This is a genomic window from Streptomyces sp. NBC_00513 (assembly GCF_041431415.1).
GTDB lineage: Bacteria > Actinomycetota > Actinomycetes > Streptomycetales > Streptomycetaceae > Streptomyces.
On sequence record NZ_CP107845.1, the window covers coordinates 8,068,150 to 8,093,672 of the forward strand.

General features: G+C 74.1%; 6 protein-coding genes and 1 pseudogene. 6 read left to right on the forward strand and 1 reads right to left on the reverse strand.

Going from position 1 to position 25,523, the window contains the following annotated elements; all coding sequences use genetic code 11:
- The first annotated feature begins 11 nt into the window (after positions 1–11).
- From OHA84_RS36160 to OHA84_RS36175, 4 genes and pseudogenes are all read left to right on the forward strand, one after another.
- On the forward strand, positions 12–11,282 hold the full coding sequence (locus OHA84_RS36160; protein WP_371591621.1) for a type I polyketide synthase: 11,271 nt from the start codon (positions 12–14) through the stop codon (positions 11,280–11,282).
- An 82-nt stretch (positions 11,283–11,364) separates the two neighbouring features.
- Positions 11,365–21,492, forward strand: a complete 10,128-nt coding sequence (locus tag OHA84_RS36165; protein ID WP_266967297.1) for a type I polyketide synthase — start codon at positions 11,365–11,367, stop codon at positions 21,490–21,492.
- Between the two features lie 32 nt (positions 21,493–21,524).
- The gene (locus OHA84_RS36170) at positions 21,525–22,292 is read left to right on the forward strand and encodes a thioesterase II family protein (protein WP_266967295.1); all 768 of its coding nucleotides are present in this window, start codon (positions 21,525–21,527) and stop codon (positions 22,290–22,292) included.
- A 211-nt stretch (positions 22,293–22,503) separates the two neighbouring features.
- Positions 22,504–23,513 (forward strand): annotated as a pseudogene (locus OHA84_RS36175) (IS3 family transposase).
- 135 nt (positions 23,514–23,648) lie between these two features.
- Here OHA84_RS36175 and OHA84_RS36180 read toward each other — a convergent pair.
- Positions 23,649–23,837 carry a hypothetical protein gene (locus OHA84_RS36180; protein WP_266967292.1) on the reverse strand — a complete coding sequence of 63 codons (189 nt, stop codon included), beginning with the start codon at positions 23,835–23,837 and terminating at the stop codon, positions 23,649–23,651.
- 497 nt (positions 23,838–24,334) lie between these two features.
- Between OHA84_RS36180 and OHA84_RS36185 the strand changes: the two genes are divergently transcribed.
- Both OHA84_RS36185 and OHA84_RS36190 read left to right on the forward strand, forming a co-directional pair.
- Positions 24,335–24,622, forward strand: a complete 288-nt coding sequence (locus OHA84_RS36185; protein ID WP_266967291.1) for a hypothetical protein — start codon at positions 24,335–24,337, stop codon at positions 24,620–24,622.
- A 191-nt stretch (positions 24,623–24,813) separates the two neighbouring features.
- Positions 24,814–24,969, forward strand: coding sequence for a hypothetical protein (locus tag OHA84_RS36190; protein ID WP_266967290.1), 156 nt, complete (start codon positions 24,814–24,816; stop codon positions 24,967–24,969).
- Positions 24,970–25,523 lie beyond the last annotated feature (554 nt).

The following is a 25,523-nucleotide window of genomic DNA, read 5'->3' on the forward strand; positions in this document are numbered from 1 at the left end:
CGGAGCACATGATGACCACATCGAACGAGAAGATCGTTCAGGCACTGCGGGCCTCCCTCCAGGAGACCGAGCGGCTGCGCCGCCAGAACCGGAAGCTGACGTTCGACGCCCACGAGCCCATCGCCGTCGTCGCGATGAGCTGCCGCTTTCCGGGCGGGGTGACCTCGCCCGAGGAACTGTGGCGGCTGGTGGCGGACGGCGGCGACGCGATCTCCGGCTTCCCCGCCGACCGGGGCTGGGACCTCGACGCGCTGTACGACCCCGACCCGGACCACGCGGGCACCTGCTACGTACGGCACGGCGGATTCCTCGACGGCGTCGGCGAGTTCGACGCCGGGTTCTTCGGCATCTCGCCGCGCGAGGCACTGATGATGGACCCGCAGCAGCGGCTCCTCCTGGAGACGGCCTGGGAGGCCTTCGAACGGGCCGGAATCGACCCGGCGGACCTGCGCGGCAGCCGCACCGGAGTCTTCGCCGGCACCAACGGTCAGGACTACGCGCGGCTGTCCACCTCCCCGGAGGACTTCGACGGATATCTGGGCACGGGCAACGCCGCCGCCGTCATCTCCGGCCGCCTCGCCTACACCTTCGGCCTCGAAGGGCCCGCCGTCACGGTCGACACCGCCTGCTCGTCCTCGCTGGTCGCCCTGCACCTCGCCGCCCAGGCACTGCGCAAGGACGAGTGCTCGCTCGCCCTGGTCAGCGGAGTGACGGTCATGTCCACGCCCGGCGCGTTCATGGAGTTCAGCCGGCAGCGCGGGCTGGCCGCCGACGGCCGGTGCAAGCCGTTCTCGGCCGCCGCCGACGGCACGGGCTGGTCCGAGGGCGTCGGCATGCTGCTGGTGGAGCGGCTCTCCGACGCCCGCCGCAACGGGCATCGCGTCCTGGCCGTGGTCCGGGGCAGCGCCGTCAACCAGGACGGAGCCTCCAACGGCCTGACCGCCCCCAGCGGACCCGCGCAGCAGAAGGTCATCCGCCAGGCCCTGGCCGACGCCGGCCTCACCGGCGCGGACGTGGACGCGGTCGAGGCCCACGGCACCGGCACCGCGCTCGGCGACCCGATCGAAGCGCAGGCCCTGCTCGCCACGTACGGCCAGGACCGGCCCGCCGGGCGGCCGCTGCTGCTCGGTGCGCTCAAGTCGAACATCGGCCACACCCAGGCCGCCGCGGGTGTGGCGGGCGTCATCAAGATGGTCATGGCCATGCACCACGGGGTCCTGCCGGGCACCCTGCACCTCGACGAGCCCTCCCCGCACGTGGACTGGTCGGCGGGCGCCGTCCGGCTGCTCACGGAGCCCGTCGCATGGCCGTCCGGCGACGGGCCGCGCCGGGCGGGCGTGTCCTCGTTCGGGGTCAGCGGTACGAACGCCCACGTCGTCCTCGAAGAGCCCGCCCCCGAACCGGCCGCCGATGGGACGGAGGAGCCCGTACCCTCCCGGACCCCGCTCTTCTGGCCCCTCTCGGCCCGGAGCCCCGAGGCCCTGCCCGAGCAGGCCCGGCGCCTCCTGTCGTACGTGCAGGACCACCCGCTGACCCCGCCGGCGGACATCGCCCGGGCGCTCGCGACGACCCGTGCCGGGCTGCCGCACCGTGCCGCCGTCGTGGGCCGGGACCGCGACGAACTGCTCACCGCCCTCACCGCCCTCGCCCGCCACGAGCCGACGGGTCGGGCCTTCGAGGGCACGACGACGGCCCGCAGGAGCAAGGTGGCGTTCCTGTTCTCGGGACAGGGCAGCCAGCGGCTCGGCATGGGCCGGGAGCTGTACGCCGCCTTCCCGGTGTTCGCGGACGCCTTCGACGCGGTGTGCAGCGCGCTCGACACCCACCTCGAACTGCCCCTGAAGGGCGTGGTGTTCGGCCAGGACGAGGAACTGCTCCACCGGACGGCGTACACGCAGCCCGCACTGTTCGCCGTCGAGGTGGCGCTGTACCGGCTGCTGGAGTCCTGGAGTGTGCGGCCGGAGTTCCTGGCGGGCCATTCGGTGGGCGAGTTCGCGGCGGTCCACGTGGCGGGAGCACTGTCGCTGGACGACGCGGCGCAGCTCGTGGCGGCACGCGGCCGGCTGATGCAGGCGCTCCCGGCCGGGGGAGTGATGGTCGCGGTGCAGGCCTCGGAGGAAGAGGTACGGGCCCGGCTGACCGGCTACGAGGGCCGGGCGGCTGTCGCCGCCGTCAACGGGCCTTCCTCCGTGGTGGTTTCGGGCGCGGAGGACGCCGTAGCGGCGGTGGTCGACCGTCTGTCGGCCGACGGCCGGAAGACCAAGGCGCTCTCCGTCTCGCACGCCTTCCACTCACCGCTCATGGACCCGGTGCTCGCCGAATTCCGCAAGGCCGTCGAGGGCGTGACCTTCACCGAGCCGGCCGTCGCGGTGGTGTCCACGGCCACCGGCCGCCCCGTGACCGCCGGAGAGCTGGCGGACGCCGGGTACTGGGTGCGTCAGGCCCGCGAGGCCGTGCGCTTCGCGGACGCGGTGGGGGCACTGGCGGATGCCGGAGCGTCGGTGTTCGTCGAGATCGGACCCGGCGGCGTCCTGACGGCCCTGGCACAGCCGCTGCTCGGCACGCGCCCGGCGGTGGCCCTGCCGGTCCTCCGCACCGACCGCCCCGAGGACCTCGCGGTCGCCTCCGCACTCGCCCAGCTCCACGTCCACGGCGTCACGCCCGACTGGACCGCACTCCTCGGCGCACGCGGCCCCGTACTCCCCGACCTGCCCACCTACGCCTTCCAGCGCCGCCGGTACTGGCTGGAGTCGACGGCCTTCTCCGGCCCGCGGCCCGACACCGGGACCGCGGCGGACCCGGCCGAGACCGGGTTCTGGGAAGCCGTGGAACGCGCGGACCTCGAAGCGTTCGCCCGGCGGCTCGACCTGGCGGACGACGCACCGCTCAGCTCGGTCCTGCCCGCGCTCACCCTGTGGCGGCGCAGGCACCGCGAGCAGTCCGACCTGGACGGTCGGCGCTACCGCACCGTGTGGAAGCCCGCCGCGGCCCCCGCCGGCGGGACCCGGCTGTCCGGCACCTGGCTCGTCGCCATGCCCGCCGGACGCCTGCCCGCCGGAGCCGACGCCGACCCCTGGGCGGCCGACGCACTACGCGCCCTGCGCGACCACGGCGCCGAGGTGCGCCCCCTGCCCGTGGAGCCCGGCACCGGTCGCGCGGACCTCGCCGACCGGCTGCGGACCGCGACGGCCGGCGCGGACCTCGCGGGAATCCTGTCGCTACTCGCGGTCGAGGAGCAGCCGCACCCCCCGCACCCCGAGCTCCCCGAGGGACTCGCCGCGACCCTCACGCTCCTCCAGGCCCTCGGCGACACCAGCCTCGGCGCACCCCTGTGGTGCGCGACCCGGGGCGCCGTGTCCACCGCCCCCTCCGACCCGCTCCGCAGCCCGCACCAGGCCCAGGTCTGGGCACTCGGACGCACGACGGCGCTGGAACACCCCGCCCGCTGGGGCGGCCTGCTGGACCTGCCCGACACCCTGGACGACCGCGCGGCACGCCGCTTCGCCGCCGTACTCGCCGGCGCCCACGAGACCGAGGACCAGCTGGCCGTACGGGCCGCGGGGGTCTTCGTACGACGCCTGCAGCGCGCGCCCCGGGACACGACGGGCCCGCACGCGGCGACCACCGGGTGGCAGCCGCGCGGAACCGTCCTGATCACCGGCGGCACCGGCGCGCTGGGCGCACACGTGGCCCGCTGGCTGGCCGACGCCGGCGCGGCACACCTCGTACTGACCAGCCGGCGCGGAGCAGCCGCGGCCGGCGCCGACACGCTCCGCGCCGAACTGGAGGAACGCGGCGCGAAGGTCACCGTCGAGGCCTGCGACATCGCCGACCGCGACGCCGTGGCACGCCTGCTCGACGGCCTGCCCGGGGACCACCCGCTGACGGCCGTCGTGCACGCCGCCGGAGTGGGCACCCCCGGCATGCTGGACGGGACGACGCCGCAGAAGTTCGCGGACGTCCTCGCGGCCAAGGCGGCCGGCGCCCGGCACCTGGACGAACTGCTGGGCGACCGCCCGCTGGACGCCTTCGTCCTCTTCTCGTCGATCTCCGGCATCTGGGGCGCGGCCGGGCAGGCCGCGTACGCGGTGGCGAACGCCTCCCTCGACGCCCTCGCCGAACACCGCCGCACCCGCGGACTCACCGCCACGGCCGTCGCCTGGGGACCCTGGGCGGGCGGCGGAATGGTCGAGGACGGCGACGCCGAGGAACGCCTCCGCAAGCGCGGACTCCCCGCCCTCGACCCGGCGTCGGCGGTCGCCGCACTGCGCACGGCCCTGGAGCACGACGAGACGGCGGTGACGGTCGCCGACGTCACCTGGGAGCACTTCGCGCCCTCCTTCACCCTGCTCCGGCCCAGCCCGCTCATCGGCGACATCCCCGAGGCCGCCGCCGCCCTGGCCGCGGCAGCGGACGCCGCCGCGCACACGACGCTCCAGGGCGAACGGCCCGCATTCGTCGGCCGGACCATGACCCTGACCGCGCCCGAGCAGGCCCGCGCGGTACTCGCACTCGTACGGAGCGAGGCGGCGGCCGTACTCGGCCACCCGGACACGGACGCGGTCGCCGCCGACCGCGCCTTCCGCGAACTGGGCTTCGACTCCCTCACCGCCGTCGAACTGCGCAACCGGCTGAACAAGGCCACCGGCGTCCACCTCCCGGCCACCCTCGTCTTCGACCACCCCACCCCGGCCGTCCTGGCCGCACACCTGCTAACCGAACTGACCGCGGCCACCACCGGCGAGGCCGCCGCGAGCCCCCGCCCGTCGGCGGCGACCCGCACCCCCGAGGACGACGAGCCCGTCGCCATCGTCGCCATGAGCTGCCGCTACCCGGGCGGCGTACGCACCCCCGAAGACCTCTGGCACCTCGTCGCCGAAGGACGCGACGCGATCGGCGGCTTCCCCGCCGACCGGGGCTGGGACCTGGGCTCCCTCTACGACCCGGACCCCGACCGGCCCGGCACCACCTACGCCAAGGACGGCGGCTTCCTCTACGACGTCGCCGACTTCGACCCGCTGTTCTTCGGGATCTCCCCCCGCGAGGCCCTCGCCATGGACCCCCAGCAACGACTGCTGCTGGAGACCTCCTGGGAGGCCTTCGAACGGGCCGGCATCGACCCCACCTCACTACGCGGCAGCAGCACGGGCGTCTACATCGGCTCCGGCTACCAGGACTACGCAGCACGCCTGCTGACCGTCCCGCAGGACCTGGAGGGCTACATCGGCACCGGAAGCTCCGGCAGCGTCGTCTCCGGCCGGATCGCCTACTCCTTCGGCCTCGAAGGACCGACTCTGACCGTCGACACCGCGTGCTCGTCCTCCCTGGTCGCCCTGCACCTCGCCGCCCAGGCCCTGCGGCGCGGCGAGTGCGACCTCGCCCTGGCCGGCGGTGTCACGGTGATGTCCAGCCCCAACGCCTTCATCGAGTTCAGCCGCCAGCGGGGGCTGGCCGTCGACGGCCGCTGCAAGTCCTTCGCGGCCGCAGCCGACGGCACCGGCTGGGGCGAAGGCGTCGGCCTGCTGCTGGTCGAGCGGCTCTCCGACGCCCGCCGCAACGGCCACCGGGTCCTGGCCGTCGTACGCGGCTCCGCGATCAACCAGGACGGCGCCTCGAACGGCCTCACCGCCCCCAACGGCCCCGCACAGCAGCGCGTCATCCGCCAGGCCCTCGCCAACGCGGGCCTGTCGACCGCCGACGTCGACGTGGTCGAGGCCCACGGCACCGGCACCACCCTCGGTGACCCGATCGAGGCCCAGGCGCTGCTGGCCACGTACGGGCAGGACCGGCCGGAGGGCCGGCCGCTGTGGCTGGGCTCCCTGAAGTCCAACATCGGGCACACCCAGGCCGCCGCAGGAGTCGGCGGGATCATCAAGATGGTCGAGGCGCTGCGGCACGGCGTGCTCCCCAGGACCCTGCACGTGGACGCGCCGACCCCGCACGTCGACTGGACCACCGGCGCGGTCGAACTCCTCGCCGAGCCGCTGCCCTGGCCCGAGGACCGCACCCACACCCGCCGCGCCGGAATCTCCTCCTTCGGTGTCAGCGGCACCAACGCCCACATCATCATCGAACAGGCCCCGCCGCAGACCCCGCCCCCGGCCCACGACGAGACGGGCCCGGCGCCTGACGTCGTCCCGTGGCTCATGTCCGGCACCAGCCCGGAAGCCCTCCGCGACCAGGCCGCACGCCTCCTCGCCCACATCGAGAGCCACCCGGAACTCGAACCGGCCGACGTGGCCCTGTCGTTGGCCGCGACGCGTGCCGCCCTGGACCACCGCGCGGTGGCACTCGGCACCGCCCGGGAGGACTTCCTGCCGACCCTGCGCGCCCTGGCCTCGGGTGACACGGCCGACCCTGCACTTCGCGGGGCCGTCTCCTCGGACCGCCGGACGGCTTTCCTGTTCTCGGGGCAGGGGGGTCAGCGGCTGGGGATGGGGCGTGAACTGTACGCCGTTTTCCCGGTGTTCGCGGACGCGTTCGACGAGGTGTGTGCTCATGTGGACGCACACCTTGAACAGCCCTTGAGGGACGTCGTGTTCGGTGAGGACGCGGAGCCGCTGAACCGGACGGAGTACGCGCAGCCGGCGCTGTTCGCGGTCGAGGTGGCGCTGTACCGGCTGGTGGAGTCGTGGGGTGTGCGGCCGGATCTGCTGGCGGGGCATTCGGTGGGCGAGTTCGCCGTCGCCCATGTGGCGGGGGTTCTCTCGCTGGAGGACGCGGCGGCCCTGGTGGCGGCACGCGGCCGCCTCATGCAAGCACTTCCGGCCGGGGGTGTCATGGTGGCGGTGCAGGCCTCGGAGGACGAGGTACGTGAACTGCTGGCCGGTTACGAGGACCGTGCGGGCATCGCCGCCGTCAACGGGCCTTCGTCCGTGGTGATTTCGGGAGCGGAGGATGCCGTAGCTGCTGTCGTCGACCAGCTGTCAGTCGACGGCCGGAAGACCAAGGCCCTGTCCGTCTCGCATGCTTTCCACTCGCCGCTCATGGATCCGATGCTGGCCGACTTCCGCAAGGTCGTCGAGGCCGTTGTCTTCGAAGCCCCGCGCACGCCCGTCGTCTCCACCCTCACCGGACGTCCGGTCCCGTCGGAGGAGTTCTGCTCCGTCGACTATTGGGTCCGCCACGTCCGCGAGACGGTCCGCTTCGCCGACGCGGTCACGGCCCTCGCCGACGAGGGTGTGGACACCTTCCTGGAGATCGGCCCCGGCGGCGCCCTGACCGCCATGGCCCAGGATCTGCTGGTCGAAGCGGTCACCGTTCCCCTCCTGCGCACGGACCGCCCCGAGGCCCTGGCCGTCACCACCGCCCTCGCCCGGCTCCACGTCCACGGCACCCCCGTCGACTGGACCGCCGTCCTCGCCGGACGCGGCGCCCGGCGCATCGACCTGCCCACCTACGCCTTCCAGCGCACCCGCTACTGGCTCGACACCGGCGCCGCCGTAGGGGACCTCGCGAGTGCCGGCCTGCGATCGGCGGAGCACGCGCTGCTGGGCGCCGCCGTGGCACTCGCCGACGGCGACGGGGTCGTCCTCACCGGGCGGCTGTCGCTGACGGCCCAGCCCTGGCTGGCGGAACACCAGGTCATGGGTGCGGTGCTGCTCCCCGGTACGGCCCTCGTGGACCTCGCGATCCGGGCCGCCGACGAGACCGGCTGCGACCGGATCGACGAACTCACTCTCCAGACCCCGCTCGTCCTGCCCGCCCGGGGCGGCGTCCAGCTCCAGGTCGCGGTGGCCGGACCCGACGACGCCGGGCGCCGGACCGTGCAGGTCCACTCCCGGCCGGACGGTGCGAACCCCGACGAACCCTGGTCGACCCACGCCGTCGGCGTGCTCGCCACGGAGCCGCCCGCACGCCCCGCCCTCGGGGAGGACCTCTCGCAGTGGCCGCCCGCCGCCGCCCGGCCCGTCCCGGTCGACGGGTACTACGCCCGGCTCACGGAACTCGGCTTCGGCTACGGGCCGGTGTTCCAGGGGCTGCGCGCGCTGTGGCAGCGCGACGGGGAGGTGTTCGCGGAGGTCGCGCTTCCCCAGGACACGCCCGTCGACGGCTTCGGCGTGCACCCGGCGCTGCTCGACTCCGCCCTCCACGCCGTCGGCCTCGGCGGCCTGCTGCCGGACACCGGGCAGGGACGGATTCCGTTCGCCTGGAGCGGCGTACGGCTGGAGGCGACCGGTGCGACGAGCTTGCGCGTCCGGCTGACCTTGCCCGCCCCGGACACGGTGTCGCTCCTGGTCGCCGACGGCACGGGCAGGCCGGTGGCCTCCGTGGAGTCCCTCGTGCTGCGGGCGGTGACGGCCGATCAGCTGCCCTCCGCGCGGCAGGTCGAGCACCAGGACACCCTGTACCGGATGGACTGGCCCACCCTCCCCCTGGAGGACCTGGAGGACCTGGAGGACCTGGAGGACCTGGAGGACCTGGAGGACCTGGACGAAGCCGCCGCCACCGCGACCGTCGCCCGGGCCGAGGACCACGCGGGTCTCCTCACGCTCCTCGCCGGCCTCGGCGACGCGGACGCGCTCCCGGACACCGTCCTGGTACCGGCCCCGTCCACCACCGGCGACGGCACGGCGCAGGACGTCCGCACGGTCACCCGCCAGGGCCTCGAACTCCTGCGGACCTGGCTCGGAGACGACCGGACCGCGCACGCCCGGCTGGTGCTCCTCACCCGGGGCGCCGTCGCCCCCACACCGGGAACCACGGTCACCGATCCGGCACAGAGCGCCCTGTGGGGCCTCGTACGGTCCGCCCAGTCGGAGAACCCGGCCCGCCTGGTCCTCGTGGACACCGACGGCGAACTCGACGGACACGGGCCGTCCGGCCGGGCGCTGACCGCCGCGCTGGCGACCGGTGAACCGCAGTTCGCACTGCGCAACGGCGTCGCGTACGTGCCCAGGCTCGCCCGCCGGACCGCCGCCGACGCGCTGCGTCCCGCACCCGGCGCCACCGCCTGGCGCCTGACGGCGGAGGCCGCCGGCACCCTCGACGGCCTCGCGCTGACCGACAACCCGGCGGCCACCGCCCCGCTCGGCGAGGGCCAGGTACGCATCGCCGTACGCGCCGCCGGAGTCAATTTCCGCGACGCCCTCATCGCCCTCGGCATGTACCCGGGCGCCGCCACCCTCGGCAGCGAGGCCGCCGGCGTCGTGGCCGGGACCGGCCCCGGAGTCACCGGACTGGCCGTGGGAGACCGCGTCTTCGGCATGATTCCCGAGGCGTTCGGCCCGCTCGCCGTCGCCGACCACCGGATGGTGGCGAGGATGCCCGAGGGCTGGACTTTCACCGAGGCCGCCTCCGTACCGATCGTGTTCCTCACCGCCTACTACGCCCTCGTCGACCTGGCGGGTCTGCGGGCCGGACAGACCCTGCTGGTCCACTCGGCGGCGGGCGGCGTCGGCATGGCCGCGACCCAGCTGGCCCGCCACCTCGGCGCCGAGGTCTACGGCACCGCGGGAGCCGGCAAGTGGGCGGCCCTGCGGCAGGCCGGCCTGGACGAGGACCACCTCGCCTCTTCCCGCGACCTCGGCTTCGAGCAGCGGTTCCTGACCGCCACTGAAGGCCGAGGTGTGGACGTCGTACTCAACTCCCTCGCCGGCGCCTTCGTCGACGCCTCGCTGCGCACGCTCGCCGACGGCGGCCGCTTCCTGGAGATGGGCAAGACCGACGTCCGCGACCCCGCACGGGTCGCCGAGGAGCACCGGGGCGCCGCGTACACCGCCTTCGACACCATCGAGGCCGGACCCGACCGCATCGGCGCCATGCTCCACGAGCTGGTGGCGCTGTTCGAGACCGGGGCGCTGCGCCCGCTGCCCGTCACCTGCTGGGACGTACGCCAGGCTCCGCAGGCACTGCGCCACCTCAGCCAGGCCCGGCACATCGGCAAGCTCGTCCTCACCGTCCCCGCAGCGCCCGAACCCGCCGGTACCGTCCTCGTCACCGGCGCCACAGGCGCCCTCGGCGCTCTGGTGGCCCGCCACCTGGTGACCGCACACGGAGTCCGGCACCTGCTGCTCACCAGCAGGCGCGGCCCGGCGGCCGACGGAGCGGACGCGCTACGGGACGACCTGCTCGCGCGGGGCGCGGAGAGCGTCACGGTGGCGGCCTGCGACGCCGCCGAGCGCAGCGCGCTCGCCGCCCTGCTGGCCGACGTCCCGGCGGACCGGCCGCTGACCGCGGTGATCCACGCAGCCGGAGTCCTCGACGACGGCCTGGTCGCCACCCTCACCCCGGACCGGCTGGAGGCGGTCCTGCGCCCCAAGGCGGACGCCGCGCTCAACCTCCACGAGCTGACCCGCGACCTGGACCTGTCGGCGTTCGTCCTCTTCTCCTCCGTCGCCGCAACCCTGGGCAGCGCCGGACAGGGCAACTACGCCGCGGCCAACGCGTTCCTGGACGCGCTCGCCCAGCGCCGCAGGGCGGCCGGCCTGCCCGCCACCGCCATCGCCTGGGGCCCCTGGGCCGACAGCGGCATGGCCTCGGGGATGGACGAGGCGGGCCGCGAGCGGATGGCCCGCTCCGGACTGCTGTCCTTCCGCGCCGACGAGGGCCTCGCCCTCTTCGACGCGGCCCGGACCGGCGAACACGCCGTCGCGGTACCCGTACGCTTCGCCCCCACCGCGCCCGGCGCCGGCCCGGACCCCGACCGGGAGGTCCCGGCCGTCCTGCGCGCCCTGGTCCGCCCGGCGGCCCGGCGCACCGCCCGGGACGCCGCCGCGGGCGGCGGGGCCGACGCACTGCGCGACCGGCTCGCCACCCTGTCCGAACCCGAACGGGACAGCGTCCTGCTCGACCTGGTACGCACCCACGTGGCGGCGGTGCTCGGCCTCGGCGGCCCCCGCGACGTCGACCGGAACCGCGAGTTCAAGCTGCTCGGCTTCGACTCCCTCACCTCGGTGGAACTGCGCAACCGGCTGGGCGCCGCCACTGGACTCCGACTCCCGGCCACCCTCGTGTTCGACTGCCCCACACCCGTCGCCCTCACCGAACGCATCCGGACCGACCTCGCACCGGCCCCGGCGCAGGCCCCCTCCGCCCTGGCCGTCTTCGGCGAACTCGACAGGCTGGAGGCGGCCCTCGCCGCCGTCGGCGTCGACGACGACCTCGTCCGGTCCCGGATCAGGACCCGCCTGCACGGTGTGCTCGCCGCCCTCGACGAAGGCGCCGCCACCCACGAACGGGCGGGCGGCCCGTCGCCCGAAGAGGCAGCCGACGCTCGGCTGCGCAGTGCGACCGTCGACGACATCTTCGCGCTCATCGACCAGGAACTCGACGGGGCCTGAGCACCCGGACCCCCACGGTGCACACCTCCGCGGCCGCACCACCGCACCACACTCCAGACGCATCCCGGCGGGTGAACGAGACATGCAGAACCAGCACGACGAACACAACGAGTCCGGCAGCAACGGCCAGGGCGACAATGAACAGAAACTGCTGGACTACCTCAAGCGCGTGACGGCGGACCTCAAGCAGACCCGGCGCCGCCTCCACGAGGTGGAGGCCAAGGACCAGGAACCCATCGCCATCGTGGCCATGAGCTGCCGCTACCCGGGACAGGTGGACAGCCCCGAAGCGCTCTGGAAGCTCGTCGACAGCGGCTCCGACGCCATCACCGGCTTCCCCACCGACCGGGGCTGGGACCTCGAAGGCCTGTACGACCCGGACCCGGGCACGCCCGGCAAGTGCTACACCCGCGAGGGCGGGTTCCTCCACGAGGCGGCCCGCTTCGACCCCGGCTTCTTCGGGATGTCCCCCCGCGAGGCCCTCGCCACCGACCCGCAGCAGCGGCTGCTCCTCGAAGTCGCCTGGGAGGCGTTCGAGCGGGCCGGGATCGCCCCCACCTCCGTCAAGGGATCCCGGACCGGCGTGTTCCTCGGCCTCGCCTACCAGGGCTACGCGGGCAGCGGTGACACCCGCGAGGAACTGGAGGGCTTCCTGCTCACCGGCACCGCCCCGAGCGTCGCCTCCGGCCGCGTGTCGTACACCTTCGGGCTCGAAGGCCCGTCGCTGACCGTGGACACCGCCTGCTCCTCCTCCCTGGTCGCCCTGCACCTGGCGGTCCAGGCCCTGCGCCAGGGCGAATGCTCGATGGCCCTCGCGGGCGGGGCCGCCGTCATGGCCGCCACCGGCATGTTCACCGAGTTCAGCCGCCAGCGGGGACTGGCCGTCGACGGCCGTTGCAAGTCCTTCGCCGCCGAGGCCGACGGGACCGGCTGGGGCGAGGGCGTCGGCATGCTGTTGGTGGAGCGGTTGTCGGACGCGCGGCGTAAGGGTCATCCGGTGCTGGCGGTGGTGCGCGGGTCGGCCGTGAACCAGGACGGTGCCTCGAACGGCCTGACGGCGCCGAACGGTCCTGCGCAGCAGCGGGTCATTGAACAGGCCCTGGCGAGTGCCGGGTTGTCGGCTTCGGATGTGGATGTGGTGGAGGCGCACGGTACGGGTACGAGGCTCGGTGACCCGATCGAAGCGCAGGCGCTGTTGGCCACGTACGGGCAGGACCGGCCGGAGGGCCGGCCGCTGTGGCTGGGTTCGCTGAAGTCCAATATCGGGCACACCCAGGCCGCCGCAGGTGTGGGCGGGATCATCAAGATGGTCGAGGCGATGCGGCACGGGGTCCTGCCCAAGACCCTGCACGCGGACCAGCCGTCCCCGCACGTCGACTGGTCGGCCGGATCCGTACGCCTCCTCACCGAGCCCGTCGCGTGGACGGAGAACGGCCACCTGCGCCGGGCAGCCGTATCGTCCTTCGGCGTGAGCGGGACCAACGCCCACACCATCATCGAGCAGGCCCCGCCGGCACCCGACGCCGGGGAAGACCCGGCCGGGCAGAACCGGACCGACCCCGACGGCGGCCCGCTTCCCGTGGCCTGGACCCTCTCGGGGCGCAACGCCTCCGCCCTGCGCGAACAGGCGGAACGGCTCCTGACCCACCTCCTCGGGCTCGGTGACGTCAGCCCCGTGGACGTCGCCCACTCCCTGGCCACCTCACGTGCCGCACTGGAACACCGCGCCGCCGTCGTCGGTACCGACCTGCCCGAACTCCTCGCCGGTGTGAAGGCGATGGCCAAGGACACGCCTGCCGCCCAACTGGTCCAGGGGACCGGCGGACGCGACGGAGCCACCGCGTTCCTGTTCTCGGGGCAGGGGAGCCAGCGGCTGGGCATGGGACGCGAGCTGTACGCCTCCTCTCCCGTGTTCACGGAAGCCTTCGACGCGGCCTGCTCCGTGCTGGATCCCCACCTCGAACACCCCGTGAAATCAGTCGTGTTCGGTGAGGACGCGGAGCTGCTGAACCGGACCGGCTGCACACAGCCGGCGTTGTTCGCGGTCGAGGTGGCGCTGTTCCGGCTGGTGGAGTCGTGGGGTGTGCGGCCGGACTTCCTGGCGGGTCATTCGGTGGGTGAGTTCGCGGCCGCGCATGTGGCGGGTGTGCTCTCGCTGGAGGACGCGGCGCGGCTGGTGGCGGCGCGCGGCCGTCTGATGCAGGCGCTTCCGGTCGGGGGCGTCATGGTCGCGGTGCAGGCCTCGGAGGACGAGGTACGTGTACTGCTGGCCGGTCGTGAGGGCCGTGCGGGCATCGCCGCCGTCAACGGGCCTTCGTCCGTGGTGATTTCGGGCGCGTTGGACGCCGTGACCGCCGCCGTCGACCGACTGTCGGCCGACGGCCGGAAGACCAAGGCGCTGTCCGTCTCGCACGCCTTCCACTCGCCGCTGATGGACCCGATGCTGGCCGAGTTCCGCAAGGTCGTCGAAACGGTCACCTTCCATGCCCCGCGCACGCCCGTCGTCTCCACCCTCACCGGACGTCCGGTCCCGTCGGAGGAGTTCTGCTCCGTCGACTATTGGGTCCGCCACGTCCGCGAGACGGTCCGTTTCGCCGACGCGGTCACGGCCCTCGCCGACGAGGGTGTGGACACCTTCCTGGAGATCGGCCCCGGCGGCGCCCTGACCGCCATGGCTCAGGATCTGCTGGTCGAAGCGGTCACCGTTCCCCTCCTGCGCACGGACCGCCCCGAGGCCCTGGCCGTCACCACCGCCCTCGCCCGGCTCCACGTCCACGGCACCCCCGTCGACTGGACCGCCGTCCTCGCCGGACGCGGCGCCCGGCGCATCGACCTGCCCACCTACGCCTTCCAGCGCACCCGCTACTGGCTCGAAGCAGCCGCACCCACCCGAGGCGCCCGGTCCACGGTCGAGGACTGGCAGTACGACGTCATCTGGAAGCAGCTGGCCGACCCGGCGACCACGCCCCTCGACGGGCACTGGCTGCTGGTCCTGCCCGAGGTCGCTCCGGATCACGACAGCGGCTCCGTACCCCTCGCCGCCGGACTCCGGGACGCGCTCGCGGCACACGGCGCCCGCGTCACCTGCCTCACCGTCGACGGCGCGGAGGACCGGGAGGCACTCACCGCACGGCTGCGCGAGGCCGCCGACGGCACGGCCCTGCGCGCGGTCGTCTCCCTGCTCGGAACGGACGAACGTCCGACGGCGGGCCTGGCCGCACTGCCCGCCGGAGTCTCCGGCACCCTGACCCTGGTCCAGGCGTTGGGCGACGCGCACATCGGGGCACCGCTGTGGTGCGCCACGCGCGGCGCGGTGTCCACCTCGCCTGCCGACCAGGCGGTGACGGCCCCCGCCCAGGCCCAGATCTGGGGGCTCGGCCGGGTGGCCGCGCTGGAGCACCCGGACCGGTGGGGCGGCCTCGTCGACCTGCCCCGGGTCTGCGACGGGGCCGTACTGGAGCGGCTCCTCGCCACCCTCGGCGCCGGCGGCCCGGAGGACCAGCTCGCCGTCCGCGCGGACGGCCTCTACGCCCGCCGGCTCGCCCGCACCACCGAGGCGGACGCCCGGCCGGCCGGGGAATGGCACCCCCGGGGAACGGTGCTGATCACCGGCGGGACCGGCGCGCTGGGCGGGCACGTCGCCCGGCTGCTCGCCGCGCGCGGCGCCCAACACCTGGTGCTGACCAGCCGCCGAGGCCCCGCCGCCGACGGCGCCGACGAGCTGCGCACCGAACTGGAGGAGCTGGGCGCCCGCGTGACGCTGGCTGCCTGCGACGTGTCCGACCGGGACGCGCTGGCCCGGCTGCTCGCCGACCTGACCGGCGGCCCCGAAACCGCCGAGGCCCCGCTCACCGCCGTGGTGCACACGGCGGGCGTGGACACCCCCGCTCTGCTCGCCGACACCGGTCCGGCGGCCTTCGCCGCCGTCCTGGCCGCCAAGGCGACGGCCGCCACCCACCTCGACGAGCTCCTCGACGAACTCCCCGGCGGCCCCGCCGAACTGGACGCGTTCGTGCTGTTCTCGTCCATCGCCGGGGTGTGGGGTGCGGGCGGCCAGGCCGCGTACAGCGCCGCCAACGCCCACCTCGACGCGCTCGCCGCCGCCCGCCGGGCCCGCGGCCTGCGGGCCACCGCCCTCGCCTGGGGCCCCTGGGCCGACGCGGGCATGGCCGCCGGCCCCGAGATCGCCCAGGGTCTGCGGCGGCGCGGCCTCGAACCCCTGGCCGCCGAATCCGCGCTCACGGTGCTGGAGCGCGCGGTCGGCCGGAACGCGACCGCCGTGACCGTCGCCGACGTGCACTGGCCGCGCTTCGCCCCCACATTCACCGTCGGCCGCCCCAGCCCGCTGCTCGGCGACCTGCCCGAGGTCCGGGAGGCGGACTCCGCACCGTCCGGGCACTCCGGCGGGGCCGCCGACACCGCGGCCGCCCTGCGCCGGGCCCTCGCCGGGGCGGAGCCCGCCGAACGGGACCGCACGCTCGTGGAACTCGTACGGGCCGAGGCCGCGGCCGTGCTCGGACACCCGGGCCCCGAGGCCGTCGAGCCCGGGCGGGCCTTCCGCGACCTCGGCTTCGACTCCCTGACCGCCGTCGAACTGCGCAACCGGCTGGCCGCAGCCACCGGGCTGAAGCTCCCCACCACCCTGGTGTTCGACTACCCGTCGGCCCTCGACCTGGCGGGCGCGCTCCTCGTCGAACTCCTCGGCACCGCCGACACCACCGGGGCCGCGGCCGCACCCGTCCGGGCCGACGACGAACCGATCGCGATCGTCGCCATGAGCTGCCGCTACCCGGGCGGGGTCCGCTCCCCGGAAGAACTGTGGCGGCTGGTGGACGAGGGCACGGACGCGATGTCGGTGTTCCCCGACAACCGGGGCTGGGACCTGGACACCCTCTACCACCCCGACCCCGACCACCCCGGAACGACGTACGCCCGGGCCGGCGGCTTCCTCTACGACCTGGCCGACTTCGACGCCGCGTTCTTCGGGATCTCGCCGCGCGAGGCCACCGCCATGGACCCCCAGCAGCGGCTGCTCCTGGAAACCTCCTGGGAGGCCTTCGAGCGGGCCGGCATCGACCCGGCGAGCGTGCGCGGCAGCCGTACCGGCGTGTTCGTCGGCTCCGGGTACCAGGACTACATCCGGCGCGGCCTCGCCGTGCCCGAGGACGTCGAGGGCTACCTCGGCACCGGCAACGCGGCCAGCGTCGCCTCCGGACGCATCGCCTACACCCTCGGTCTCGAAGGCCCCGCCGTCACCGTCGACACCGCCTGCTCCTCCTCGCTCGTGGCCCTGCACATGGCGGCGCAGGCCCTGCGCCAGGGCGAATGCGAACTCGCCCTGGCCGGCGGGGTGACGGTCATGTCCAGCTCCGGCGCCTTCGTCGAGTTCAGCCGGCAGCGCGCCCTCTCCGCCGACGGCCGCTGCAAGGCCTACTCCGCCGACGCCGACGGCACCGGCTGGGGCGAAGGCGTCGGCATGCTGCTGGTGGAGCGGCTCTCCGACGCCCGCCGCAACGGACACCGGGTCCTCGCGGTGGTCCGTGGCAGCGCCGTCAACCAGGACGGCGCCTCCAACGGCCTGACCGCCCCCAGCGGACGCGCCCAGCAGCTCGTCATCCGCCAGGCCCTCGCCAACGCCGGACTGTCCGCCTCCGACGTCGACGCGGTCGAGGGCCACGGCACCGGCACCCGCCTCGGCGACCCCATCGAAGCCTCCGCGCTGCTGGCCACGTACGGCCAGGACCGCGCGGGGGACCGGCCGCTGTGGCTGGGCTCCCTGAAGTCCAACATCGGGCACACCCAGGCCGCGGCCGGAGCGGGCGGCATCATCAAGATGGTGCAGGCCCTGCGCCACGGCGTCCTCCCCAGGACCCTGCACGCCGACGAGCCGACCCCGCACGTCGACTGGAGCACCGGCGCCGTCCGGCTGCTGACCGAACCCGTCGCCTGGGATGTGGCCGACCGCCCCCGGCGGGCCGCGGTCTCCTCCTTCGGCATGAGCGGGACCAACGCCCACGTCATCATCGAGGAAGCCCCGCAGGCACCGCCCGCCGCCGCCCGCCCCGACGCGCCGGACGCGCTCCCCCCGGCAGCAACGGCCGCGGTGCCGCTGCTGCTGTCCGCCCGCACCGGCCCGGCACTGGAGGAACAGGCCGGACACCTCGCCGCGCTCCTGCGCGACGACCGGACCCGGCCGCGCGACATCGGGTACGCCCTGGCCACCACCCGTACCCTCTTCGCCGAACGCGCCGTGGTCGTCGGCGAGGGCCGCGGCGAACTGGCCGATGCCCTGGACGCGCTCGCCGCCGGCGGCGCCCACGAGCTCGCGGTGCGCGGCTCGGCCGGATCGCCCGTCCAGCCGGTGTTCGTCTTCCCCGGCCAGGGCTCCCAGTGGGCGGGCATGGCCGTCGAGCTCCTCGACACCTCGCCCGTCTTCCGCGACCGGATCACCGCCTGCGGCGAGGCGCTCGCCCCGTACGTGGACTGGTCGCTCGACGAGGTCCTGCGCGGCGCGGACTGCGCCCCCGCGCTGGAGGGCCCGGACGTCATCCAGCCGGTGCTGTGGGCGGTGATGGTGGCCCTCGCCGAACTGTGGCGTGCCTGCGGGGTACGTCCGGCCGCCGTCGTCGGCCACTCGCAGGGCGAGATCGCGGCCGCCGTCGTCGCCGGGGCGCTGACCCTGGAGGACGGAGCCCGGCTCGTGGCGCGCCGCAGCGCCCTGCTCGTACGGCTGTCGGGCCAGGGCGGCATGGCGTCGGTCCCGCGCTCCGAGGCCGAGGTCACCGAACGGCTCACCCGCTGGCAGGGCCGCCTCGGTGTGGCCGCCGTCAACGGGCCGCGCACCGTGGTCGTCTCCGGCGACGTGGACGCCCTGGCCGAATTCCTCGACGCCTGCACCGCCGACGGAGTGGCGGCCAAGCCGGTCAAGGTGGACCTGGCCTCGCACTGCGCCCAGGTCGAGGCGGTACGGGACGAACTCGCCGCGGAACTCGCACCGCTCGCCCCGAGCGCCCCGCTGATCCCGTTCTGCTCCACCGTGACGGGCGAACCGCTCGACACCGCGCCGGACGCCGACTACTGGTACCGCAACCTGCGGCAGACCGTGCGCTTCGAGCAGGCCACCCGGCGCCTGCTGGCCGACGGGCACCGGGTCTTCATCGAGATCAGCCCGCACCCGGTGCTGGTGTACGGACTCCAGGACACCCTCGACGACGCCCGTACGGACGGTCCCGCCGAGGCCGTCGTACCGACCCTGACCCGCTCCGCGGGCGGCGCCCGGCGCTTCCTCGGCGCCCTCGGCGAGGCCCACGCGCACGGCGTCCCCGTCGACTGGACCACGGTGTTCGGCGCCCCCGCCGGCCCGCCCGCCGAACTGCCGACCTACCCCTTCCAGCGGCAGCGGTACTGGCTCGACGCACCCGAGGCACCCGACACGGCGGCCGACACCGCCCCGGCGCCGCAGGCCGCCGCGGACGCCGCGTTCTGGGCGGCCGTGGAACGCCAGGACCTGGCCTCCCTCACCGCGGAACTCTCCTTCGACGAGGACGCCACCCTGCGCTCCACGCTCCCGGCGCTGCACGCCTGGCACCAGGGCCGCCGCGACGAGGCCGTCACCGACACCTGGCGCTACCGGATCGGCTGGAAGCCGCTCCCCGACACCGCACCGCCCACCCTGTCCGGGCCCTGGCTCGCGGTCGTCCCCCGGGATCGGCTCGGCGACCCGGCGGTGGAGCTGGCCCTCGACTCCCTCGCCGTACACGGCGCCGAGACCGTCCGGCTCGCCGTCACGGGCGACGAGGACCGCCACACCCTCGCCGCCACCCTGCGGGAAACGGCCCCGGGCGTACGCGGCGTCCTGTCCCTGCTGGCCCTCGACGACCACCCCCACCCCGACCACCCCGCCGTCCCGCTGGGCCTGGCCACCACCCTGCACCTCGTCCAGGCGCTCGGCGACGCCGGCATCGACGCCCCGCTGTGGTGCGTGACCCGGGGCGCGGAGTCCACCGGACCCGCCGACCCCCTACACGCCGCGTCCCAGGCGCCCGTCGCGGCCCTGGGCCGGGTCGTGGCCCTGGAACACCCCGCCCGGTGGGGCGGCGTGGTCGACCTGCCCGCCGGCGTACGGGACACCGACACCGCCACCGGACGCCGGCTGGCCGCGGCGCTGACCGCGGCCGGCGGGGAGGACCAGATCGCCGTCCGCGCCGAGGGCTGCTACGCCCGCCGGATGCTCCGCGCCCCCGGCGCCGACGCCCCGGCCGGGCCCGGCTGGCAGCCGCGCGGCACCGTCCTGGTCACCGGCGGTACCGGCTTCATCGGGGGCCGGGTCGCCCGCTGGCTGGCGAGCGCCGGCGCCGAACACCTGGTGCTGACCAGCCGCCGCGGCCCCGCCGCCGACGGCGCCGACGAGCTGCGCGCCGAACTGGAGGCACTGGGCGCCCGCGTGACCGTCACCGCCCGCGACATGGCGGACCGCACGGAGGTGGCCGCGCTCCTGGACTCGCTCACCGCGCTGCCGCCGCTCAGCGCCGTGGTGCACGCCGCGGGCGTCGGCACGCCCGCCATGCTCGCGGACACCACCGTCGCCGAGGTCGCCGCCGTCATGGAGGCGAAGGCGGCGGGCGCGAGCCACCTGGACGAACTGCTGGGCGAGCGCGAACTGGACGCCTTCGTCCTGTTCTCCTCCGGCGCCGCCGCCTGGGGGAGTGGCGCACAGTCCGCCTACGCGGCGGCCAACGCCTCCCTGGACGCCCTCGCGGCCCGCCGACGGGCCCGCGGCCTGACCGCCACCTCCGTCGCCTGGGGTGCCTGGGGCGGCGGCGGGATGGTCGACCGGGCCGCCGAGGAGCGGCTGCGACGGCGCGGCCTCGCCCCGATGGACCCCGCCCGCGCCGTGCCGGCCCTGCGCCGCGCGGTCGAGCACGGCGACACCTCGGTGATCGTCGCCGACGTGGACTGGCAGCGCTTCCTGCCCGGTTTCACCGCGGCCCGGCCGAGCCCGCTGCTCACCGGCCTGCCCGAGGTGGCCCGCCTGCTGGCCGCCGAGGAGACCGGTCCGGGCGGGCAGCCGGACACCGAACCGCTCCTGACCCGCAGGCTGGCAGGGCTCTCCGGAGCCGAACGGGACGCCGCGGTGCTGGATTTCGTACGCTCCGAGGCCGCGGCCGTACTCGGCCACCCCTCCGCCGACGCGGTACGGGACCGGCACGTCTTCCTGGAACTCGGCTTCGACTCGCTGACCGCCGTCCAGCTCGCCAAGCGGCTCGCCCGTGCCACCGGCCTCAAGCTGCCCAGTACCCTGGTCTTCGACCACCGCACCCCCACGGCGGTGACCACCCGCCTCCTCACCCTCCTGACGCGGACCCCGGCCGACCCCGTCACGACCGACGGGGACGATCTCCTCGTCGGCCTCTACCGCCGGGCCGGTGAACTCGGCAGGCTCACCGAGGGCATCGAGATGCTCACCGCCGCGGCGCGCCTGCGCCCGGTCTTCGACGCCGCCTCGGCCTCCGGCCACCGGCCGGTCCCGGTCCGGCTGGCGCACGGCGACGAAGGCCCGCAACTGATCTGCTTCGGCCCGTACATGGCCCCCTCCGGGGTGCACCAGTACGCGCGCTTCGCGGCCGCGTTCGGCGGCCGGCGCACCGTCTGGGCCCTGCCCGAGCCGGGATTCGGCCCGGGGGAGGCGCTGCCGCGGGACGTCGCCGCCCTCGTGGAGGTCCACGTCCAGGCCGTCGCCGAGTGCGCGGGCGAGGAGCCCGTGGTGCTCGTCGGCTACTCCTCGGGCGGCTGGGTCGCGCACGCCGTGGCCTGCCGGCTGGAGGAGCTGGGCCGGCCCGTCGAAGGCATCGTGATGCTCGACAGCTTCACCCGCGAGCAGGGCATGGCGGACCGCTTCCAGTCGGCGGTGGTGCGCGAGCAGTCGGAGCGCTTCGACTTCATCTCCGCGCCCGGCACCCAGCTCACCGCGATGGGCGGCTACCTCGCCGCCTTCGAGAAGTGGGACGCCCCGCAGGCGAAGGCGCCCACCCTGGTCGTCCGCGCCGAGGACCCCATGGCCGACGGCGAGCCGGGCGCCGACGACCGCCCGCAGGCCCCCGAACACGCCGGGAGCATCACCGAAGTCCCCGGCAACCACTACACGCTGATGGAACGGCACGCACCGTCCACCGCGACCGCCGTCGACGCATGGCTCGTCGAACTCCCCTGACCTCCACCACCCCACCCGAAGGGCCCACCGCAATGACCACCCACCCCAGCCCCCATGACGAAAGCCTGTGGATCCGCCGGTTCCGGCCGAGGCCGGACGGCTCCGTCCGGCTGGTCTGCCTGCCCCACGCCGGCGGCTCCGCGAGCTTCTACCTCCCCCTGGCCCGGACCATGCCGGACTTCGTGGACGTCCTGTGCGTCCAGTACCCCGGCCGCCAGGACCGCCGTACCGAACCGCTCGTCGACAGCGTCCCCGAACTCGCCGACCAGGTGTTCACCGCGCTCCTGCCCTGGGCGGACCGGCCGCTGGCCTTCTTCGGGCACAGCATGGGCGCCTCGGTGGCCTACGAGGTCGCCCGCCGCTTCGAACGCGAGAAGGGCGTCGTCGCGGCGGCCCTATTCGCCTCGGGCCGCCGGGCCCCCTCGGCCCCCCGCCACGAGACCGCGCACCTGCTGGACGACCGGGGCCTCATCGAGGAGGTCAAGAGCCTCAGCGGCACCGACACGCAACTCCTCGGGGACGACGAGGTGCTCCGGATGGTCCTCCCGGCCATCCGCGCCGACTACCGGGCCGCCGAGACCTACGCTCCTGAGCCGGCGGAGCCGTTGCACTGCCCCCTGATCGCGATGATCGGCAGCGAGGACCCGAAGGTCACGGAAGCCGAAGCGGCGGCCTGGGCCACCCACACCGAAGGCCCGTTCACCTTACGGGTCTTCTCCCGGGGCCACTTCTACCTCGTACGCGACCAGGCGGAGGTGATCGAGACCATGGCGACCCACCTGCGCGCCCGGCACACCTGACGGGCTCACAGGACGGCGCCCGCCTTCACCACGTGCCGCAGGTGGCGCTCGGGGCGGGTGAGGACGGCCAGGTCCGTCAGCGGGTCGCCGTCCACGACGAGCAGGTCGGCATGCGCGCCCGGCGCGAGGGTGCCGATCTCGCCTGAGGTGATCCCTGTGAGTGGACACGCCTGACAATGGATCTTGTTGATCCTGGAAGGTGTAGATCCACGTGGCAAGGCCCTCGAAGTACGGTGCGGAGTTCCGGTCCGACGCGATCGCGTTGTGGCGGGCCTCGGCGGGCAGGCGGACGTGTCGGGAGGTCGCGGCCGATCTGAATGTCAACCCCGAGACTTTGCGGACCTGGGTGCGTGATGCCGACGCATTGCCGGCCGGCGCCGGAACGTCACAGGACACCGAGGTCGAGCTGACCCGACTGCGTGCGGAGAACGCCCGGCTGACCAAGGCGGAGAAGGAGTGGCAGCTCGAGCGGGAGATCCTGCGCCGGGCAGCGGCGTATTTCGCCCGGGAGATGAAGTGAAGACCGCCGCTTGGGACTTTGTCTCCGCCCACGCCGACAGGTTCGGCATCAAGCGGATATGCCGGGTGCTGGAAGTCTCCCGCTCGGGCTACTACCGGTGGATTGCCGGCGCCCAGGGCGAGGGCGGAACGGCAGGCTGCCGAGGATGCCCTGGTCGAGGAGATCCGTGAAATCCATGCCGAACACCGCGGGAACTACGGCGCGCTTCGCGTCCATGCCGAACTGCGAGGCTTCGGCCACACGGTCAACCGCAAGCGGGTGGCCAGGCTGATGCGCAAGCACGGCATCGTCGGCCGTCACCTGCGCAGGAAGAAGCGCACCACGGTTTCGGACCGGCTCGCGCCACCGGTGGCGGACCTGGTCCAGCGGGACTTCACCGCCGGCGCTCTGGACGAGAAGCGGTGCGGTGACATCACATACGTGCAGGTCGGAGCAGCCTGGCTGGGTACGGCGTTCGCAGGAGCATGGGCAGGGTCGGCTCGAGCTATGACAACGCCCTGGCCGAGAGTTTCTGGCAGCGCCTGAAGCGAGAAACGATGCACGGGAAGCTGTTCTCGACGTTCCGTCAGGCGAGGCTGGAGATCTTCGAGTGGCACGCCTACTACAACGCCCGCCGACGCCACAGCGCGCTGGGCTACCGCTCCCCGATCGAGTTCGAACAGCAGCACCACAAGGCAGCTAAACTCTCACTCGCAGCATGAACCCCTGTGTCCGCACTCCGGGGGTCACCTCAGGCCCAGGTCGGCCGGGGTGAGCGTGTGGCCGTGGCACAGGCGACTCATTGCCTCGGCGAGGAACGAGGGGACCGGGTGGCGCGGCCGTTCGCCCTTGTTGATCTAACGGGAGACGCGCGAGCTGTCGGTCTGGATGTCCTGGCGGCCGTGTCGGGCGGCGACGAGGCCGACTTCCGTCGCGATCCGGCTGTAGCCGGCGCCCGAGGTGCGCACCCAGTGCGCGAGGGCTTCGTTGGTCCTGGACTGCGTCACCGTGTCCACCTGGTCCGAGTGAGGGAGTACTGCGGGCATGGCGCAAGGGTGTGCCTTCAGGCTACGCCGGAAGGGATGAACTCCGCCCTGTTCAAACGCAGTTCGCAGTGAAACGCAGCGCTGGCGCCGCGCCGCTGCGCTGAGGAAGCGCAACCGCCTCGCCCTGGAAGCGCAGCGGGCTCAGGGGGTCAACTGGTCTCAGCCCGGCAGCACCGGGCCGAGTGGAATCCGGAGGGGCGCCCTTCCGACCCGTTTCGAGGGCGGGAACGGCGTGACGAGGTGGACCGTACCTGTTTCAGTGCGGCGTGCACGCGCCGGGCTCCGTAGGTGCCGGGCGACCGCCGACGAGCCCCGTCCCCGACGGAACGGCGTCGGGCCCAGGGGCCCGCTCCAAGGGCGCCGCCGACCCCGCGGGGCGCGCATTCCCAGCCCGCGGGGCACGCCGGCGCTTCCCGGCATTCCTCGCCGATCCGACCTCCCGCCGGATTCGAGGAAACGCGAGTGGGGCGGGAAGCAGGAACTCTACGATGAATTCCATGAGTGCGCTGATCTTCCTCTTGTCGCTCGGAACAATCTGTCGCATCACGCGATTCATCACCAAGGACGCCCTCGCTGCGGGCTTCCGCTCCCGGGTCGCCGACCGATTCGGCGAAGACTCCCACCCGGCGTATCTGATCACCTGCGGATGGTGCGTCAGCATCTGGGTCTCGGGCGCCGTTACCACGCTCGCCCACTGGGCCGGAGGGGAAACGTGGTTCCAGGCGGGCGCCATGACACTCACCCTTTCCTACCTCACCGGCCTGGCGGCCAACTGGCTTGACTGACGCTCGCGTGGAGGAATCCGAAATCACCACCGCCACATATAAGTGTGACTATATGGCGGCGAGTGTCGGCGTGCGATGCCCGGGGATAAGAGGTAAAGGGAACGAGCCGGGGGATCGGTCCTGCCTCGGATTTCCCCCGGCCCTCCCCCCTTGACCGGCCGCCGGAGCGGCCGAACCTAAGGAGGAAGACCATGGCATGTAACTGCGGACGCACCGGCCGGTCCACGCTCGTCTACCGGCTGGTCCTCCCTAACGGGGTCACGCGCGACTACCTCACGCGGCAGGAGGCCGACGCCGCCAACAAGAGGGCGGGCGGGCGCGGTTCCATTACGGCGGTCCGCAAGTAGGCCCGCTGCCAGCACCAGGAAGCGGCCGAAGCGGCCGGCTTCCGCGGACCGTCCGCAGGGGCGCCGCGGACGCGTTCTGGTCATACGCCGCACCGCACCACCGCGCCGGTGAAACGGCGCGGGCCCCGGTGGGCATCCTGCCCCCACCCCGGCGGACCGCCGGAAGAGCGATGCCCCCGTCAGCAGCCTCTCGGCGTACCGGACAGCCGGCGCGCCGAGAGGCTGCGGCGCCCCGTGGCACCTCCGGAATTCGGATTCCGCGGAGGAATGCCGGGGTTTGTCTCGGCGTGAAATCCTCTCCCTTCCTCCCGCGAGTCCACCGGACCGCCCCGGAGTGCGACTGCGCCCCGACACCGCCCGGTTGTACATCCGGGAAGACGGCAGGAAACGGAAACCTTTTTCCCATCGGCAGCCCGGCTGCACGCCCGGGAAGACCGCAGGAAAGGGAAACCTTTTTCCCTCGAAAAAGTGCGCCAGGGCGCCGCGCAATCTGGGTTTACCGCATCTCGCGCGCCTGAGTGCGCTGAGCCGAACGAGTGGTGTTTCCTTCACCC